Source organism: Gemmiger formicilis, from assembly GCF_900167555.1.
In the GTDB taxonomy this organism is placed as follows: domain Bacteria; phylum Bacillota; class Clostridia; order Oscillospirales; family Ruminococcaceae; genus Gemmiger; species Gemmiger formicilis.
Genome location: NZ_FUYF01000003.1, coordinates 58224 through 76460, shown reverse-complemented (window position 1 = coordinate 76460; position 18237 = coordinate 58224). Strand labels below are relative to the sequence as shown.

The window sequence follows — 18237 nt, the reverse complement described above, 5'->3', positions numbered from 1 at the left end:
AATCAGCCCTCCTCGGCGGGATGCTCTGTCTCCCGGAGCTTCTGCGCAATCTCCTCCCGGGAGAAAAGCGCGGTGTTGCCGGTGGCGGCCACAACGGTGTGGTCAGCGCGCACGCGGCGGTTGGGGTGGTAGGTCGGGACCATCTCCTGCAGAACGTCGACGACCTCGTCGCTGTTGTGCAGGGCAGAGTCCTTGAGCCGCTGCAGGTCGGTGTAGAATTTTTCCAGATCGATCTGCATGGGCGGCGCGATGAAGATTTTGTTGTGGGCGGTTTTGGCCATCTTGTCCTGCTCGGAGTCCATGAGCAGTTCCTCGTACAGCTTTTCGCCGGGGCGCAGACCGGTGACCTTGACCTGCATATTTACGCCCGGCTCGTAGCCGTAGAAGCGTATCAGGCGGTTGGCCAGATCCATGATCTTGACCGGCTCGCCCATGTCCAGCACGTAGATGCTGCCGCCCTTCGCCAGACCGCCGGCCTGCAGAACGAGCTGCGCAGCCTCGGTGATGGTCATAAAGTAGCGGACAATATCGGGATGCGTGATGGTCACAGGGCCGCCGCGCTTGATTTGCTCCTCAAACAGCGGGATGACGCTGCCGTGGCTGCCCAGCACGTTGCCGAAGCGCACCGCAACGCAGGTCATCGACGTGGCCCGGGAGAAGGTCTGGATCAGCATCTCGCACAGGCGCTTGGTGCAGCCCATGACGTTCGTCGGATTGACAGCCTTGTCTGTAGAGAGCTGGACGAACCGCTCCACGCCGTGCTCGGCGGCGGAGGTCAGCAGGTTCTTGGTGCCAAAGACGTTGTTCTTGACGGCCTCGGCGGGGCTGATCTCCATCAGCGGCACATGCTTGTGCGCCGCCGCGTGAAAGACGACGGACGGATGATAGGTGTCGAACACATCGTCCAGACGTGCTTTATCGCGGATGGAGCCGATGAGGGTGATAACAGGAGCCTCGGGGCCGTACTTGTTTTTCAGCTCGGTTTCCAGCTCATAGGCGCAGTTCTCGTAGATATCAAAAATCAGCAGACGGCGGGGCTGGTAGCGCATGATCTGACGGCAGAGCTCGCTGCCGATGGAGCCGCCGCCGCCCGTGACGAGAACAATCTTGTCATGCAGGTACTCGGAGATCTGGGCATTGTTCAGCTGGATCTCGTCGCGGGAGAGGAAGTCCGCCGTGTTCAGCTCACGGAAGCCCGCCGCCACAGGATTGCCGTTCTCGTCAACAGCCTGCGGGTCACTGATCATCCGCACGCGGCAGTGGGTGGAGTTGCAGAGGTTGATGATCTCGCTCAAACGGTCACCCTTGACCGTCGTGATGGCGATGACGATCTCGAGAATATGATATTTGCGCACCAGCTCCGGTATGTCGGAGATCGTGCCGCGCACCGGTACGCCCTGCACGCGCAGGCCCTTTTTGGTCAGGTCGTCGTCAACGATGCAGACCGGGTTACCGAAGCTCTGATTTTTCGTCTTGCAGAGGTTGACGGCCCACGCACCGGCGTTGCCGGCGCCGACAATGAGCAATGGCGTATTGTCCTCCGGCTTGTTGGCCTTGGCGTTGCGCATCGTCAGGACCAGCCGCCACAGGAACCGCACGCCCGCTATGGCCGCCGTGTTGAATACCGCGCCGAAGATCAGCACCGCGCCGGAGATCGGGCGGCTGTGGTAGATCAGATCGAACAGCATGATGATGCCCGTCGCCAGCCCGGAAAGGCAGGTCAGGCGTGCAAGGTCGCGCATACCGGCGTATTCCCACATGATCTCATACAGTCCGCCGAACCAGAACACGATCATATAAATGGGCAGGACGTATAAGAGCATCGGGGCCATGGCGCGCAGTATCTCCACGCGGCGGTAGGCGTCGCCGCTGTCAAAGCGCAGCATGACGGCCAGCCAGTAGCAAAGTACAATGAGCCCGCAGTCCAGCAGCATCAGTGCGATGCGGCGCGGAAGCCCTTTTATCAGTTGTTTTGAGACCTGTTGCATCGATTCCATCCTTACTATACGTTCTTCTATCTGAAAACGGGCGCAATACGGCCCGGCAAAATTGTCATATAGGCTATTATAACACAAAAAGGCCCCATTGTCCTACTTTTGGGCAGACAAATGGGGCTAATATTGTATAAAAATCGTGGTAAATTTTTGGTAAAACGGACGAAAGCAATTTACTCGACGGTCACGCTCTTGGCCAGATTGCGCGGCTTATCGACATCCAATCCCTTGGCGCAGCTGACGTAGTAGGCCAGCAGCTGCAGCGGAATGACAGACAGGCTCGTGGCAAAGTGCGGGTCGGTCTTGGGCACGTAGACCGTGAAGCCCGCAGTGTCCTCGATGCTGTAATTTCCGTAAGTGGTCAGGCCCATCAGGAAGGCACCGCGGCTCTTGACCTCGACCATGTTGGAAACGCTCTTTTCAAACAGGTCCGGCTGGGTCAGGATGCCGACGACCAGCGTTCCATTCTCGACCAGAGAAATCGGCCCGTGCTTCATCTCGCCCGCAGCGAACGCCTCGGAGTGGATGTAGCTGATCTCCTTAAATTTCAAACTGCCCTCGAGCGCGACGGCGTAGTCGAGGCCGCGGCCAATGAAGAAGGCATCCTTGGCGTTTGCGTATTTGCTGGCAAACCACTGGATACGCTCCTTGTCGGCCAGGGTCTTTTCGATCTTCTCGGGCAGAGCCTCCAGCTCGGTGACGAGGTGCTCATACTGGCCGTCCGCCAGCGTGCCGCGCACACGGGCAAACTCGGTAGCCAGCAGGTAGCAGGCCGCCAGCTGGGTGCTGTAGGCTTTGGTGGTGGCAACGGAGATTTCCGGGCCGGCCCAGGTGTACATTGTGGCGTCGGCCTCACGGGCAATGCTGGAGCCGACGACGTTCACAATGCCGATGGTGCGCACACCGCGCTCCTTGCACAGGCGCAGGGCGGCCAGCGTGTCGGCGGTCTCACCGCTCTGGCTGATGACCATAGCGAGTGCGTCCTTTTCGAGCACGGGATTGCGGTAACGGAACTCGCTGGCGACATCGACCTCGACGGGGAGGCGTGCCAGGCTCTCAAACACATAGCGCGCGGCCATGCCGACATGGTAGGCGGAGCCGCAGCCGATGATGTAGAGACGATGGACATTCCTGATGGCCTCCTCGTCAAGGGCCAACTCGGACAGGTCGATCTGGCCGTCCTTGAGGCGCGGGGAGATCGTATCGCGGACAGCGGCGGGCTGCTCGTAGATCTCCTTCATCATGAAGTGCTCGTAGCCACCCTTCTCCGCGGCCTCGGCGTCCCACTCAATGGTGGTGGACTCGCGGGTGATGGGCTCCTTGTCGATGTTGAAGAACTCGATGGAGTCGGGGGTCAGGCGGGCAATCTCGAGATTGTCAATGTAGTAGACCGTGCGGGTGTACTTGAGCAGCGCAGGAACGTCGGAGGCGATGATGGCACCGTCCTCGCACTTGCCGACGATGAGCGGGCTGTCCTTGCGCACTGCGTAGATGACGCCGGGCTCGTCGGCAAAGAGCACTCCCAGCGCGTAGGAGCCGCGGACATGCAGCATCATGCGGGTGATGGCGTCCAGTGCGTTGCCTGCGGACTCGCCCATGTAATAGTAGTCAAGCAGCTGGGCAACGACCTCAGTGTCGGTCTGGGAGACGAAGCTGAAGCCCTTGTTGATCAGACGCTCCTTGATCTCCTGATAGTTTTCAATGATTCCGTTGTGTACGACGGCAATCTTCTGGTCACGGGAATAATGCGGATGTGCGTTGACGACGGACGGCTCGCCATGGGTCGCCCAGCGGGTATGGCCGATGCCACAGCTGCCGGGCACGGCGCTGCCGCCGTCGGTCATCTCGCTCAGGACCTTTAGGCGGCCCTTGGCCTTGACGACCTCAATCTTGCCGGCGGCGTTCTGCACCGCCATACCGGCAGAGTCATAGCCGCGGTATTCCAGCTTGGCCAGGCCGTCCAGCAGAATGGGGGCGGCCTGTGCCGCGCCGGTAAAGCCTACGATTCCACACATAACAGGTATCCTCCCTTTGTTACAGCGTTGAAACTATACTTTCCATTTTATTGGATTAGAGCAAAATACTTTTACAGTATATGCCATTTGGGTACAAATGTCTATAGCTTTACGCAGATTTTGTACAGATGTACGTGGCGTAAAGACAAAGCGGGCAGCCGTCAAGGGCTACGGCTGCCCGCTGCGCGCATTCTCCCTTTCCGGTTTCTTACACCATATAAGAACGAATCAAAAGTTATCGCGCATTTATTAGCATAGCACATTCCCGGAAGAATAGCAAGTACAATCTGCAAGCAAGAGAACATTTTGCGCGTTTTGCAAAAGAATCTAAAGTGCGTGATGCAATTACTTTCGGAAATTAGTCACTGACCCGACGCGCTACGACGACATAGCGCCCGTTGGCGGACGAATACTCGCAGGTAGAGAGGGTAAGCAGCTGCTCACCGTAGGCAGGGCGGATGCCGCTGTCCACGTCGCTGCGGGAGATGACCTGGTCCACATAGCGGTTGTAGGCGTCCTCGTCCATGTCGATGTACTGGTTGTAGATAAACGAGGTGTCGTTGACGACATCAATGGTGAACGCACCAAACACCTCATACTTGGCGTCCCCGTAGACGGTGTCAAACTCAATGAAGGGGTGCTCCTGATAGTAGTCGGCCTTGCGGTACTCGGTCAGGCAGCCGAAGATCGTGCCGGTTTTCATATTGTGGCCGTAGATGATCAGGTTGTCGCTCTCGGCGTTGGCTCCGAGCGTCGTTTGCTCGTCCAGGTACGGTACACCGTAGACGCTGTAGGCTTTGTTGAAGTCATGACACAGATAGAAGTCCTTGTTGTCCGGTGCGTACATAACCGGAAAATCCAGATTGGTGCCGTCGATGGAGATCCAGCCGATAAAGTCGCTGTTCTTGTCGCGCAGGGCAGCAAACCTGGCACCGTTGGGGTTGACATTCTCCCCGGCGGGGGCCGGGGTCGCCGCGGTATCGATCATCGATTGCAGGTCGGCAAACTCGCTCTCGGTCTTGCGGTCATCGAGGAACCGCTTGACCAGCAGGCCGCCGCTGATGAGAAAGATCGCGGCGAAAACGATCATCACGAGGGTGTACAGCAGATTACCGCGCTTTTTTTTGCACTTCGCGGTCTCGCGCCGGCGATAGTCCTCGTCGTTGTCCTGGTCGTAGAAGGCAGCAGGTTCCTGCGGAGAAACCTTCGGCAGCTCGGTGACTGTATAGGATGCCTTTACCTGAACGGAAGGGGCCTGCGGCAGCGGTGCATCGCTGCGGTGAATCTTTGCCATGATGGATTCTCCTGTCACACAATATTATCTTTACTATACGACCTGCGCGGCAAAAAGGCAAGGAAAATATCACACAAAAATCTGTAGCCACAAAAATCTGTAAAAAATATCCGTCCCGCACCGTGCGGCGCAGGACGGACAGCAAAAACAGGTTACTCGCGGATCTCGATGCCGAGCTTGAACTTCAGGTTGCCGAGAATTTTCTTGACGAAACGGTCGATCTCATCGGGGGTCAGCGGCTTGTCAGCGGGCTGGAAGGACAGGCTGAACGCCATGCTCTTCTTGTCCGCGCCGAGCTTTTCGCCGCGGTAGATGTCGAACAGCTCGACCTTGGTCAACTGCTTGCAGGCGCGCTGCATCTCGGTGACGAGGGTGCCGCACTCCATGCTCTCGGGGGCAACGAGCGCCAGATCACGCTGGACGGGGGCAAACTCGGGGATGGGCTGGTAGTGGATGGCGGCGGGGACCAGCGCGTGGAACGCGACCCAGTCGATCTCGCCCAGATAGATGTTCAGGTTGGCGCGGCTGTCCTTGGGCAGCTTGAGCTCGCTTGTCACATCGTTAGCCAGCTTGCCAAAGACACCGACGCGCTCGCCCTTGCACAGGATATAAGCGGCAATACCGGGGTGCAGCCAGGCAACGTCCGTTGCGCGCTCGACGGTCAGCTCGACGCCGAACGCAGCGCCGAAGCTCTCGACAGCACCCTTGACTGCGAAGAAGTCCTCCTCACTGCCCCAGGCAGCAAAGCCCAGATGCAGACGCTCCTCGGGCAGTTCGGTGACGGGCAGCTGCTTCGGGATGTAGATGTTGGACATCTCGAACAGACGGCCCTCGGCGTTGCCCTTGCGCAGGTTGTCGACGACGACATTCAGCAGGGACGGTGCCAGCAGCGGGCGCATGATGGTCAGATGGGAGGAAATGGGGTTCAGGATACGGATGACCTTGCGCTCCGGCGCGTCAGCAGCAATGTGCAGCATGTCGAGGTCAGCGTCGGCGTAGAAGGCCAGCGTCTCGGCCTCGTAGAAGCCCTGGGCACACATGGTGCGCTTGGCCTTGGCCTGCGCTTTCTGCTCGGCGGTCAGGCCACCGGTGGTGACGGTGGCAGCCTTCAGGAAGGTGGGAACGATGTGTTCATAGCCGTACTCGCGGATGACCTCCTCGGCCAGGTCGGGTTCACCGACCTCGATGTCCTCACGCCAGCGGGGCGCGACGACCTGCATCGTATCGCCGTCGGCTTCGAGCTTAACCTCGAACTGCAGGCGGTTCAGGATGTCCAGAATCACATCGGTGGGCACAGTGATGCCGAGGATGGCATTGATGCCGCTGACCTTGGCCGTGAAACGCTTGCCCTCACGCGGGGCACCGGCAGAACAGTCAAAATGGGTGGAGGTGACCTCGCCGCAGCCCAGCTCCTGAATCAGGTGCAGGGCACGAGCCATGCCAAGCTCGGTGGTGTACTCGGAGATACCCTTCTCGTAATGGCTGGAGGCGTCGGTGTTCTGGCCGAGGCCGCGGGCCGTCTTGCGGATGTTGTCGCGGGCGAACTTGGCGCTCTCAAACAGCAGCTGGGTGGTGGTATCTTTAATTTCGCTGTTCAGGCCGCCCATGACACCCGCCAGCGCAACGGGCTTGGAGCCGTCGCAGATGACGAGGTTGTTGGGCGTCAGGGTGAACTCTTTTTCGTCCAGCGTTGTGATCTTCTCGCCGTCTTTGGCGCGGCGGACGAGGATCTGGCGGCTTTCCAGCGTGTCCATGTCGAAGGCGTGCATGGGCTGGCCAATCTCCAGCATGACATAGTTCGTGATGTCAACGACGTTGGAGATGCTGCGCAGACCGCACAGGGCCAGCTGACGGCGCATCCAGCGTGGGGACTCGCCCGGCGTGATGTTGCGGACATAATGGCCAATGTAGCGCGGGCAGAGATCCTCGGCCTCGACGCTGATGGACAGGCGCGGATCAACATAGTCGCTGACCGTGTAGTCGGTGGCGGGCATCTTGAGAGGCTTGTTCAGCGCTGCTGCAACCTCGCGCGCAATGCCGAGCACACTCTGGCAGTCGGCGCGGTTGGCCGTGATGGAAATATCAAAAATGTAGTCGTCAAGGCCGACGACCTGCTGAATGGGCGTGCCGGGGACAGTGTCCTTCGGCAAATCGAGCAGGCCGTAGACCTCGGCGCCGGGGTACAGATCCTCGTTCAGACCCAGCTCCTCACCGCTGCACAGCATACCGTTGGACTCGACGCCCATCAGGGGCTTTGCCTTGATTTTTACGCCGCCGGGCAGTGTGGAGCCGTCGAGTGCGGCGGCGGTGTGCATACCGGCGTAGACGTTGGGTGCGCCGGTGGAAATCTGGATGTCGTGGCCGTACTCGCCGCAGTCAACCTTGCAGATGTGCAGATGGGTGCCCTCCTGCGGGACGCACTCGGTCACAACACCGACAACGACCTTGGAGATCTCGCCGCCGAGGTCGATCAGTTCCTCGACCTCAAAGCCGCAGCCAAAGAGCTTGTCCTCAAGCTCCTGCGCGGTGACGTCGATGTCAACATATTGCTTCAACCAGCTGAATGGTACTTTCATACTCTGTACTCCTCCCCTGTCAATCCTCGAACTGCTTCAAGAAGCGCAGATCGTTTTCAAACATCAGACCGATGTTGTTGATGCCGTACTTCAGCATGGCGATACGCTCAATGCCGATACCGAATGCGAAGCCGGAGTAGACGTTGGGGTCAATGCCGCAGTTTTCCAGTACGCTGTGGTGGACGACACCGGCGCCGAGAACCTCGATCCAGCCGGTGTGCTTGCACAGCGGGCAGCCCTTGCCGCCGCACTCGAAGCAGGAAACGTCGACCTCGACGCTCGGCTCGGTGAACGGGAAGTAGGACGGACGCAGGCGGGTCTTGACGTCTGCACCGAACAGCGCCTGGACGAATTTGTCGAGCATTCCCTGCAGGTCGCAGAGCGTGATGCCCTTGTCAACGACGAGGCCTTCCATCTGGTGGAACATCGGAGAGTGGGTCGCGTCGGAGTCGGAACGGAACACGCGGCCCGGGGCCAGCACCTTGATGGGGGGCTTTTCCATGTCCATGACGCGGATCTGGCCGCCGCTGGTCTGGGTGCGCAGCACAATGTCGTCTGCGACGTAGAACGTATCCTGCATGTCGCGGGCGGGATGGTTCTTCGGCACATTCAGGCGGGTAAAGTTGTGGTCGTCGTCCTCGATCTCGGGGCCCTCGTAAATCTCAAAGCCCATACCGGCGAACACGTCGATGATCTCATTCTTGACGAGGGTAATCGGGTGCAGGCTGCCGGTTTGGCGAATCTTGGCGGGCATCGTGATGTCGACGGTCTCGGCGGCGTTGCGGGCCTCGAGCGCGGCCTTTTCGACCTGCTCGGACAGGGCCTGATACTGTGCCTCGGCCCACTGCTTGAACTCATTGATGGTCTTGCCGACGGCAGGACGGTCCTCCTTGGGGACATCGCGCAGACTCTTGGTCAGGCCCGCGACCTCGCCGTTCTTGCTCAGGTATTTCTGCCAGAAGTCAGAAAGCCGGGCTTTGTCGGTGACGTCTGCGCTGGCCTGCTCAATGGCGGCGCGCAGTTCCTTGATTTTTTCTTCCATAGTACACCTCTGCTTGAAGTAGGGCCGGAGCAAACAAAAAGACTCCGTCCCTGTGTTGAATCAGGGACGAAGCCTTGCAAAATACAATTCTCCGCGGTACCACCCGTGTTCCGCACTGTAAAGCGCGGCACTCTTTGCTGCCGGTAACGGTGCAGAGCCGTTGCGCACTACTCGGCCTTGGCCTTTCCCACGCACCACTCGGGAGCGAACTTCCGCATAAGCGCTTTACAGGCGGCTTGCAGCCGGTGACCGCCCTCTCTTGCCTAAAGCAGCTTGTGCGTACTTTCTCCGTCGCTGTGTTTTTGCGAATACTTATTTAGTATAGCGCGGTTTGCGCCGGCTGTCAAGCCTGCGGCAGCGGATACTTCTGCTTATCCTCCACGCTGATGGCCGGACCGAGCTGAACCTCGATGACTTTTAGCTCGCTGTCGGCAAAGACTGTGTGGCGGCAGCCGGCGGGCATCGTCAGGATATCCCCTGGCTTCACGTCGCGGCGCACGCCGTCCAAAATCGCATGGCCGGTACCGGAGATGACGGTCCAGACCTCGTCGCGGTTCTCATGGCTGTGGTAGTTCATGCCGTGGCCGGGGGTGAGCGTGATCTTGATGGTCATGCTCGCGTCCTCGACGTCGAGCACGCGGAAGGAACCCCAGGACTTTTCTGCAAACATGATCTGCTGATGGATGCTGTCCACATACGGCTTGATGTAGCTGGACTGCTCCTTGTCAGAGACCAAAATGCCCTCCGGGCTGGCCGAGACGACGACATCCTTCAGCCCCATGCAGAGCACGGGCACGTCCAGCTCGTTCAGTACATGGACGTTCTGGCAGGTGTCGTTCAGCATGGCCTTGCCGATGCTCGGCTCCTCCATGGCCTCGGTCAGGGTGTTCCAGGTGCCCATATCCTTCCACTGGCCCGCAAAGCGCATTACCTGAATTTGGGACTCATTCTCGACAACGGCGTAGTCGAAGCTGATTTTTTTCAGCGTCTCGTACTTATCGAACAGGTCCTTGTAATCGGTGAAATCGATCAGTTCGTGGGCCTTGTCCAGAACGTAGCGCAGTTTGTAGGCAAACACACCGCCGTTCCAGAGCGCACCCTGGGCAATGTACTTTTCGGCGGTGGCGGCGTCGGGCTTCTCTTTAAACGTTTTGACCGGGCTGACGGCGTCGGCACTCTGCGGGATAATGTAGCCGTACTTTTCGCTCGGGTAGGTCGGCTCAATGCCCATCAGGGAGAGGTTCGCGTTCCCCTGCCCGGCCAGCTCGGACAGCGTTTTCAGCGCGGCGAAATAGTCATTGTTTACATAGGGGTCTACCGGGCAGACGACGACAGCCTCATCAAGGCCGACGCCCTTGACGTCGTGCAGGTAGGCTGTCGCCAGTGCGATGGCCGGGAAGGTATCACGGCGGCACGGCTCGACGCAGACGCCCACCGAATTGCCCAGCTGGTTGTGAATGGACGATACCTGTGTCTTGCTGGTGGCAATCGTCACGCTGGCGTCGGCGTCGACCTCCTTGATCTGGCGGTAGACGCGCTGGACCATCGACTCGTACCCGTCGGCGGTCTTGAAGATTTTGATGAACTGCTTGGAACGAATGTCGTTCGACAGCGGCCACAGGCGCTTGCCGGAGCCGCCGGACAGCAGGATGATATTCATAGCGTTTCCTTTCAGCGCTCGGCGCGCATCGGGTTGTTCAGAAAGTCCTCATAGGACAGGCGCAGGCCGTCCTCCAGCTCGGTCTTGTAGGTCCAGCCGAGGTTCGTCGCCTTGGAGACGTCCAGCAGCTTGCGGGGCGTGCCGTTGGGTTTGGAGGCGTCCCACTCGATCTTGCCGGTGTAGCCGACGACCTTGGCAACGAGCTCGGTCAATTCTTTGATGGTCAGCTCCTTGCCGGTACCCGCGTTGACCGTCTCGTTGCCGGAGTAGTGGTTCATCAGGAACACGCAGAGGTTCGCGAGATCATCCACATACAAAAACTCGCGCAGCGGGCTGCCGTCGCCCCAGCAGGTGACGCTCTCGACGCCGTTGACCTTTGCCTCATGGAAACGGCGGATCAGTGCGGGAACCACATGGCTGTGGGTCGGGTGGTAGTTATCGTTGGGGCCGTACAGGTTCGTGGGCATGACCGAGATATAGTCCGTGCCGTACTGGCGGTTCAGGAACTCGCAGTATTTGAGGCCGCTGATTTTGGCGAGGGCGTAAGCCTCGTTCGTCTTTTCCAGTTCGGAAGTCAGCAGGCAGCTTTCCTTCATCGGCTGCGGAGCCATGCGCGGATAGATACAGGACGAGCCGAGGAACTCCAGCTTCTTGCAGCCGTTCTGCCAGGCAGAGTGGATGACGTTCATCTCGAGCGTCATGTTGAACCACATGAAATCGGCCAGCGCCTCCTGATTGGCGACGATGCCGCCGACCTTGGCAGCGGCAAGGAATACGTACTCGGGCTTTTCCTCGGCAAAGAACTTTTCGACATTTTCCTGACGGCAGAGGTCAAGCTCCTTGTGGGTGCGGGTGATGATATTGTTGTAGCCCTGGCGCTGCAGCTCACGCACGATGGCGCTGCCCACCATGCCGCGGTGCCCGGCAACGTAGATTTTTGCATTTTTGTCCATCATAATAAGTTACCCTCTTTTGAATAAATTATTTGATAACGCCCTTTTCAAGATACTCAGCCAGGTTCGTCTTGATGTGCTCCTCAGCGCGCTCGACGGCAACCTTCTTCATGTCGTGGTCGACCATGATCTTGACGAGCTGCTCAAACGTGGTCTTGGTCGGGTTCCAGCCCAGCTCGCGCTTTGCTTTGGACGGGTCGCCCCAGAGGTTGACGACGTCCGTCGGACGGTAGAAGTCGGGGCTGACCTCGATGACCGTCTTGCCCGTGGCCTTGTCGATGCCCTTCTCGTTCATGCCCTCGCCGACAAATTCCAGCTCGATGCCCACATCGTGGAAGGCCAGCTGGCAGAACTCGCGGACGGAGTGCTGCTCACCGGTGGCGATGACGAAGTCCTCGGGCTTGTCGTTCTGCAAAATCAGCCACATGCACTCGACGTAGTCCCTGGCATAGCCCCAGTCGCGCAGGCTGGACAGGTTGCCCAGATACAGCTTATCCTGCTTGCCCTGCGCAATGCGGGCGGCAGCCAGCGTGATCTTGCGGGTGACGAAGGTCTCGCCGCGGCGCTCGGACTCGTGGTTGAACAGGATGCCCGAGCAGCAGAACATGTTGTACGCCTCGCGGTACTCCTTCACGATCCAGAAGCCGTACTGCTTGGCGACGGCGTAGGGGCTGTAGGGGTGGAACGGTGTGTTCTCGTTCTGGGGAACCTCCTCGACCTTGCCGTACAGCTCGGATGTAGATGCCTGATAGATGCGGCAGGTGTCCTTGAGGCCGGACAGGCGCACAGCCTCCAGCACGCGCAGCACGCCGGTGGCATCGACGTCGGCGGTGAACTCCGGCACATCAAAGCTGACCTGCACATGGCTCTGGGCGGCGAGGTTGTAGATCTCGTCGGGCCGTACGGTGCTGACGACGGAGAGGATGCTCATGGAGTCGCTCAGATCGCCGTAGTGCAGGTGGAAGTGCGGGTGACCCTCCAGATGGGCGATGCGCTCGCGGTAATCGACGGAGGAACGGCGGATGACGCCGTGGACGTCGTAGCCCTTTTCCAGCAGGAACTCAGCCAGATAGCTGCCGTCCTGGCCGGTGATGCCGGTGATGAGTGCTTTTTTCATAGGTTACTACCCTTTCATCTGTATCTTGCGCAGCGTACTGCGCGGATTTTCGTATCTTGTTTGTTATTGTACCGCATTATTTTGTGCTTGGGCAGTGGGAATCTTGCAAAAGACTAGCATTATATTGACTTTTTTGGTATACTGGTTTCCGGGAGGTGACGCGGATGGATACCCCGCTGTTTGACGGTGAGCTTGTGCATGCCCGGCGCATGATCTACACGCCGTCGGCGTTTGCAAAATCGAACCTTGTGCATCTGCAGGAGGTCGGGCAGCTGCAGGCACGCAGCCCCCATGCCAGCACCCGGCAGGGGCTGGCCTCCTACCTGTTTTTTGTGGTTGAAAGCGGCAGCGGCACGCTGGAATATGAGGGCGAGACCCGCGTGCTATGCGCCGGGGACTGTGTGTTTCTCGACTGCCGCCGCCCCTATCGCCATTATACGGGCGACGACCTGTGGCAGCTGCGGTGGGCGCACTTTTACGGCCCGAATATGGCAGCCATCTACAAAAAATATCGTGAGCGCGGCGGCCAGCCGAGCTTTCACCCGGAAAATACCGCACCCTACACCCGCCGTCTCGAAGCACTGTACACGCTGGCGGCCTCTGACAATTACGTGCGGGATATGCAGATCTGCGAGGGGCTGTTTGCCCTGCTGACCCTTCTGATGCAGGAGAGCTGGCACCCCGAAATTGTGCGCACTGCGGGCACGAAGCGACAGAATGTGCAGGAAATCAAGGACTATCTTGACCTGCATTTTGCCGAGAAGATCACGCTGGACGCGCTGGCCGAGCGGTTTTACATCAACAAGTTTTACCTGACGCGGGTGTTCAAGGAGCAGTTCGGGCTTTCGGTGACGAGCTACCTGACGCAGCTGCGCATTACGCAGGCCAAGCGGCTGCTGCGGTTCACGGACAAAAGCGTGGAGAACGTTGCGCAGGAATGCGGGCTGAACGACGCAAATTATTTTTCCCGCTTATTTAAAAAAGTAGAGGGCACGACGCCGGGGGAATACCGGCGGCAGTGGTGAGGATAATAAAAAAGCCTTCCCCTGTGGGGGAAGGTGGACGAGCGCAGCGAGGCCGGATGAGGGGCAAGCTACCGAAGCTGCCCGGTAAACGGGCTGCCACAGCAGCTCCGCCCTCATCAGTCCGCTTCGCGGACAGCTTCCCCCTCGGGGGAAGCCTTTTTTGTTTTCAGTTCTTCCTCGACCCTGTCAAACCGCTCCAGGAACGAATGCTCCACACCCTCGGACTTGTAGCCGGGCATTGTGTCGAGCGATACAGCGTGGATGCTGCGGAAGATGCTGTTTTCGATGTTCGGGTTGTCGCGCATCAGGCGGCGCAGCAGGACCTTGACCTCCTGCCGCTTGGAGCCGCCTCCGCCATTGTCGCAGATCGTGCAGGCCTCGGTAAAACGGCAGGCGCACTGGATAAATTCCAGCTCATTGTAGCGGCGCCACGCGATGATGTCATCCTCGCGGATGCAGTACATCGGGCGGATCAGCGTCATGCCCGGAAAGTTCGTGCTGTGCAGCTTCGGCGGCATGGCCTGCAGCTGGGAGCCGTAGAACATGCTCATGACTGTCGTCTCGATGACATCATTAAAATGATGTCCCAGCGCGATTTTGTTGCAGCCAAGCTCCTGCGCTTTCTTGTACAGGTGGCCGCGGCGCATGCGGGCGCAGAGGTAGCAGGGCGACTTATCACTGTTGTTGGCAACATCAAAGATGTTCGTCTCAAATACTGTGATGGGAATGTGCAGCAGCGCGGCGTTGCTCTCGATCTTCTGGCGGTTGATTTCATTATAGCCGGGGTCCATGACGAGGTAGACGAGCTCAAACGGAACCTCGCTGTGGCGCTGCAATTCCTGCAGGAGCTTGGCCATAAGCATCGAATCCTTGCCGCCGGAGATGCAGACGGCGATCTTGTCCCCGGCCTGGATCAGCTCGTACCGCTTGACGGCCACGATGAAGGGCGTCCAAAGCTGCTTGCGGAATTTTTTGATAATGCTGCGCTCGATTTTTTGATAGGTCTCTAATTGGCGTTCCAAGGGTCAATTCTCCTTATTCGTCAGGGTTTTGTAGCAGGTGTCAAAGGCTTGCAGGAAGCCGTCGATCTCTGCGTCGGTGGTCAGGTGGCTGATGCTGATGCGCCAGCTGGACAGCGCGTTGCGGCGATCCCGGCTGACGGCGAACACGGCCTTGGACGGCAGACCATCCGACGAGCAGGCCGATTTGACCGACACGCAGACGCCCTGTTCGCTCAGCGCCTGCTGAAACCGCGTGCCCTTGACGCCGGTCACGCTGACATTGACGATATGCGGCACAGCATGCGCGGGGCTGTTGACGCGCACAAGGCTGTATTGCTGCAAGCCCGCCAGCAGGCGGTCATGCAGCCTTTGCACACGGGCGTTGCGGGCGTCCTGCCCGGCCAGTGCTTTGGTCAGTGCGGCATCCAGGCTGACGGCAAGACCCAGCGTCGGCGTGCCACTGCGGTAGATCGTGGTGCTGGCACCGCCGGAAATCTGCGGCTCAATGACGAGGCCGCGGCGCTTGTACAGCGCGCCGATGCCGTTGGGGCCGTAGAACTTGTGGGCGGTGAAGCTCATCGTATCGACGCCGTCAAGCCAGAGGTCGGTCTTGCCGACGGCTTGGGTGGCGTCCACGTGCAGGCGACAGCCGGGGTACGGCTTGACGATTCCGGCAATCTCCCGGATGGGCTGGATCGTGCCAAGCTCACTGTCCACAGCGCAGACGGCGACCAGGATCGTATCGTCGCGCATCAGCTCCCGCAGCTGGTCCAGGTCTACCCTGCCGTCGCGGCCAATGTCCAGCAGGTCGATCTCGTACCCCTGCTGCTGCAAAGCCGACAGCGACGCGCCCACCGAGGAGTGCTCCAGCTGGGTGGAGATGATGTGCTTGCCGATGTGCCGCGACGCATGGGCAATACCCTTGAGGGCAAGGTTGTTCGCCTCGCTCGCGCCCGAGGTGTAGATGATCTCGGCGGGCTGCACGCCAAGGCGCTGCGCAATGGATTGGGTCACCCGCTCCATCTCGGCGCGGGCCTCCTGCCCGGCAATGTGGGTAGAGTTGGGGTTGGCGATATAACGGCGCTCCGCCGCAAGGTATGCGTCCAGAACCTCGGGGTCTGCCGGGGTGTTGGCGGTATAGTCAAGATAGATCATGCGGAAGCCTCTTTATAGAATCAGTATGGCAGGTGCGGTTTCCTACCTGCTCAATAGGAATTGCATTCATGCAAAACCCCTGCGGCACGGCAGGGGTTTGTGTCATTCAAAATCCGAAATTGTGACAGACTGCTTGCCAAAGTACGGCGTTAGCCCCCACATATCGGGGCCGGGCGCGACATCGGTATAGAACAGCAGCCACGGGCGTTCGTCATCGTTCAGCGGGCGGATGGAAACATCCGGCTGGGCGGCGTCGTTCAGCAGTGCCTCCCGCGCGTCGAGGGCGTCGGCGTAGCGCCTGGCGCTGCCATTGGCCAACTCATAGGCGGCCTCGAGACTGGTGGCGAAGTAGTTGTCCTGGCCCTCCTTTACGGTGTGGCTGCCGATGCAGGCCATGCAGAGGAGCATAGCGGCGGCAAACAGCGGCAGACGGCGGGCTTGGCGGCGGCAGAACTGCTCTGCACCATGCAGAGAAACGCCGCGCACGCGCTCGAGCCAGCCGAGCAGTAAAAACTCGGTGGCAGCCAGACCCAGCACAAAGGTCATCCAGACAACGTTCAAAAGCCGCCCGGCACCGATGCCGCCCATTGTGTAGGACGGCAGAAAGATCATGGCCCACATCAGCACGAAGGTGACCGCCGCGCCGAGCCACGGATGGCGGAACACCCGGTCCGAAAGCACGGCGCTGCGGGTCAGATGCAAAAGCGGCAGTACAAGCAGTGCCAGCAGACAGAGCAGCGGCACATCCAGCCAGCGGATCCACTCCATGGCGGCGAGGATAAAGCTCTTGACGACAGCCTCCGCAAAGCCCGCACCGGCAAAGCCTGCAGTACGCACCTGCGTGCCGGGGGCCAACACATTCAAAAGCAGCCCCGCCATGGCCGCGGCCAGCGCGGGGACCTGCCAGAAATTACGGCGGCGCACAGCGCAGAGCGCCGCGGCCAACAGCAGGACCAGCACGTTCAGCAGCCCGGCCACCTGATGCCCGCCGCCGATGACAAGACTGCACACACAGCCCGCTGCCGCATAGAAAAATTTGCGGCGGGTCGGCAGCTTATCGGCAAAGCAGAGCGCAAACGCCAGCCCGGCGTTCAGCATGGCCAGCGAAAAGTACGGCAGGTAGTTCATGGCACCGTTGAACCAGTACAATCCCTCCACGGGGGCGGGCATGCCCTCGATAAAGGCGAAGGTCAGCAGCAGCGCCAGTGCCCAGGGCAGACGCCTTTGCGCCGCGTCCAGACGCAGCACCACGCACCGTGCCAGCCCATACAGGCAGAAAAACAGCGGCAGCAGCACGCAGACCAGCGTGGCACCATAATATCTGTTGCCGAAGATGGCGGGCTGAAACGCCAGCGTAAAGCCGGAAACGTAGAGTCCCTGCCAGTTCTCATAGTAGTAGGCGTTGGTGTCCCACGCGGCCCGCAGCAGACGCGGCAGGTCAAGACCGTACTGCTGCACCACGGCATGGGTGCGGGCGGCGTAGATGAAATCATCTGCCGAGGGGCGCGCAAAGACCGCCAGCACCAGCACGGGCAGCAGCAGCACGCCCGTCAGCAGCGCAAAGCGGCGCAGCCAGCGCTTTTGCGCCGCTGCATCGTGCCAAAAATCCATAGAATCGTGTTCCTTACTGTATTCGTTATGCGTCGCCCAGGGTCATCTGCAGGAAGTAGACCCACTGCTTCTCCCACCAGTACCAGTCGTGGGAGACGTCCTGGCCCCAGATGTCCACGATGGGATGGATGCCCTTGCTCTCGAGAATGGCCTGCAGCTCCTTCGTGGAGGCCAGCAGGTCAGCTTCCCACGCGCCCTGACCGCAGCACATAATGAACTTGTCGGCCTTCTCAAACAGCTTCATGTAGGGGTGAGTCGTCGGGAAGTTGCGCATATAATCGCAGGGAGAATTGCGGTAGACAAGGTCGTCCATGTAGCTGCCGAAGAACATGCCGGAGGAGTACAGGCCGCTCAGGGCAATCGTGCCGTTGAAGATGTCGGGGCGGCGCAGGTAGAAGTTGACGGCGTGGCCGCCGCCCATGCTGGCACCGCCGGTCAGAATGCAGCCTGTGTGGTCCTCGCCCTGCTCGCGGTTGATCTCCAGCAGACGGGGGACAAACTCCTCACAGATATAGTTGTACCAGCGCTCCTGCATCTCGATGCGCGGGCGTTCGGGGCCGTTATTGTCCCAGCTCTCGGGGTCGATGCTGTCGACGGTGAAGATCTGCAGCTTGCCGCTGTCGATCCAGGGGGCCGCCGCGTTGCACATATTACGGTCCTCCCAGTCGAAGAAGCGGCCACTCTGGCACGGGAAAATGACGATGGGACGTCCGGCATGGCCGTAGACCTTAAACTCCATAAAACGGTTCAGAAACCGGCTGTACTCCTTGTAATAGCGGATCTGCATGGCAGTC

General features: G+C 59.6%; 13 protein-coding genes. 1 reads left to right on the top strand and 12 read right to left on the bottom strand.

Annotated features, from left to right (window positions below; genetic code table 11):
* Positions 1-2 precede the first annotated feature (2 nt).
* The 8 genes from B5D32_RS03465 to gmd form a co-directional block, all read right to left on the bottom strand.
* Positions 3-1988, bottom strand: coding sequence for a polysaccharide biosynthesis protein (locus B5D32_RS03465; protein ID WP_078783698.1), 1986 nt, complete (start codon positions 1986-1988; stop codon positions 3-5).
* A 179-nt stretch (positions 1989-2167) separates the two neighbouring features.
* Positions 2168-4009: a glutamine--fructose-6-phosphate transaminase (isomerizing) gene (gene glmS, locus B5D32_RS03460; RefSeq protein WP_078783697.1), complete on the bottom strand. Its 1842-nt coding sequence runs from the start codon at positions 4007-4009 to the stop codon at positions 2168-2170.
* A gap of 358 nt (positions 4010-4367) precedes the next feature.
* On the bottom strand, positions 4368-5303 hold the full coding sequence (locus B5D32_RS03455; RefSeq protein WP_078783696.1) for a class B sortase: 936 nt from the start codon (positions 5301-5303) through the stop codon (positions 4368-4370).
* 152 nt (positions 5304-5455) lie between these two features.
* Positions 5456-7879: a phenylalanine--tRNA ligase subunit beta gene (gene pheT / locus B5D32_RS03450; protein WP_078783695.1), complete on the bottom strand. Its 2424-nt coding sequence runs from the start codon at positions 7877-7879 to the stop codon at positions 5456-5458.
* Positions 7880-7898: 19 nt separating this feature from the next.
* Positions 7899-8921, bottom strand: coding sequence for a phenylalanine--tRNA ligase subunit alpha (pheS, locus tag B5D32_RS03445; protein ID WP_078783694.1), 1023 nt, complete (start codon positions 8919-8921; stop codon positions 7899-7901).
* A gap of 343 nt (positions 8922-9264) precedes the next feature.
* On the bottom strand, positions 9265-10581 hold the full coding sequence (locus tag B5D32_RS03440; protein ID WP_078783693.1) for a sugar phosphate nucleotidyltransferase: 1317 nt from the start codon (positions 10579-10581) through the stop codon (positions 9265-9267).
* 11 nt (positions 10582-10592) lie between these two features.
* Entirely contained in the window at positions 10593-11537 is a 945-nt protein-coding gene (locus B5D32_RS03435) for a GDP-L-fucose synthase family protein (RefSeq protein WP_078783692.1), read from the bottom strand.
* A 25-nt stretch (positions 11538-11562) separates the two neighbouring features.
* On the bottom strand, positions 11563-12651 hold the full coding sequence (gmd, locus tag B5D32_RS03430) for a GDP-mannose 4,6-dehydratase (RefSeq protein ID WP_078783691.1): 1089 nt from the start codon (positions 12649-12651) through the stop codon (positions 11563-11565).
* Between the two features lie 164 nt (positions 12652-12815).
* Here gmd and B5D32_RS03425 point away from each other — a divergent pair, with 164 nt between their 5' ends.
* Positions 12816-13676: an AraC family transcriptional regulator gene (locus B5D32_RS03425; RefSeq protein WP_078783690.1), complete on the top strand. Its 861-nt coding sequence runs from the start codon at positions 12816-12818 to the stop codon at positions 13674-13676.
* 116 nt (positions 13677-13792) lie between these two features.
* Here the strand turns inward: B5D32_RS03425 and B5D32_RS03420 are convergent, their stop codons facing one another.
* The 4 genes from B5D32_RS03420 to B5D32_RS03405 form a co-directional block, all read right to left on the bottom strand.
* Positions 13793-14698 carry a tRNA 2-thiocytidine biosynthesis TtcA family protein gene (locus B5D32_RS03420; RefSeq protein ID WP_078783689.1) on the bottom strand — a complete coding sequence of 302 codons (906 nt, stop codon included), beginning with the start codon at positions 14696-14698 and terminating at the stop codon, positions 13793-13795.
* A gap of 3 nt (positions 14699-14701) precedes the next feature.
* Positions 14702-15832, bottom strand: a complete 1131-nt coding sequence (locus tag B5D32_RS03415) for a cysteine desulfurase family protein (RefSeq protein WP_078783688.1) — start codon at positions 15830-15832, stop codon at positions 14702-14704.
* A gap of 102 nt (positions 15833-15934) precedes the next feature.
* Positions 15935-17443 (bottom strand): DUF6056 family protein, encoded by a 1509-nt coding sequence (locus B5D32_RS03410; RefSeq protein WP_078783687.1) that lies wholly within the window; start codon positions 17441-17443, stop codon positions 15935-15937.
* 25 nt (positions 17444-17468) lie between these two features.
* Positions 17469-18230, bottom strand: a complete 762-nt coding sequence (locus B5D32_RS03405; protein ID WP_078783686.1) for an esterase family protein — start codon at positions 18228-18230, stop codon at positions 17469-17471.
* Positions 18231-18237 lie beyond the last annotated feature (7 nt).

Bases quoted from the DNA above. Each gene is read 5' to 3' on its own strand.
- B5D32_RS03435 (WP_078783692.1), bottom strand. From the start codon at position 11,537: ATGATGGACAAAAATGCAAAAATCTACGTTGCCGGGCACCGCGGCATG.
- pheT (WP_078783695.1), bottom strand. From the start codon at position 7,879: ATGAAAGTACCATTCAGCTGGTTGAAGCAATATGTTGACATCGACGTC.
- B5D32_RS03415 (WP_078783688.1), bottom strand. From the start codon at position 15,832: ATGATCTATCTTGACTATACCGCCAACACCCCGGCAGACCCCGAGGTT.
- glmS (WP_078783697.1), bottom strand. From the start codon at position 4,009: ATGTGTGGAATCGTAGGCTTTACCGGCGCGGCACAGGCCGCCCCCATT.
- B5D32_RS03465 (WP_078783698.1), bottom strand. From the start codon at position 1,988: ATGCAACAGGTCTCAAAACAACTGATAAAAGGGCTTCCGCGCCGCATC.
- B5D32_RS03455 (WP_078783696.1), bottom strand. From the start codon at position 5,303: ATGGCAAAGATTCACCGCAGCGATGCACCGCTGCCGCAGGCCCCTTCC.
- gmd (WP_078783691.1), bottom strand. From the start codon at position 12,651: ATGAAAAAAGCACTCATCACCGGCATCACCGGCCAGGACGGCAGCTAT.
- pheS (WP_078783694.1), bottom strand. From the start codon at position 8,921: ATGGAAGAAAAAATCAAGGAACTGCGCGCCGCCATTGAGCAGGCCAGC.
- B5D32_RS03440 (WP_078783693.1), bottom strand. From the start codon at position 10,581: ATGAATATCATCCTGCTGTCCGGCGGCTCCGGCAAGCGCCTGTGGCCG.
- B5D32_RS03410 (WP_078783687.1), bottom strand. From the start codon at position 17,443: ATGGATTTTTGGCACGATGCAGCGGCGCAAAAGCGCTGGCTGCGCCGC.
- B5D32_RS03405 (WP_078783686.1), bottom strand. From the start codon at position 18,230: ATGCAGATCCGCTATTACAAGGAGTACAGCCGGTTTCTGAACCGTTTT.
- B5D32_RS03425 (WP_078783690.1), top strand. From the start codon at position 12,816: ATGGATACCCCGCTGTTTGACGGTGAGCTTGTGCATGCCCGGCGCATG.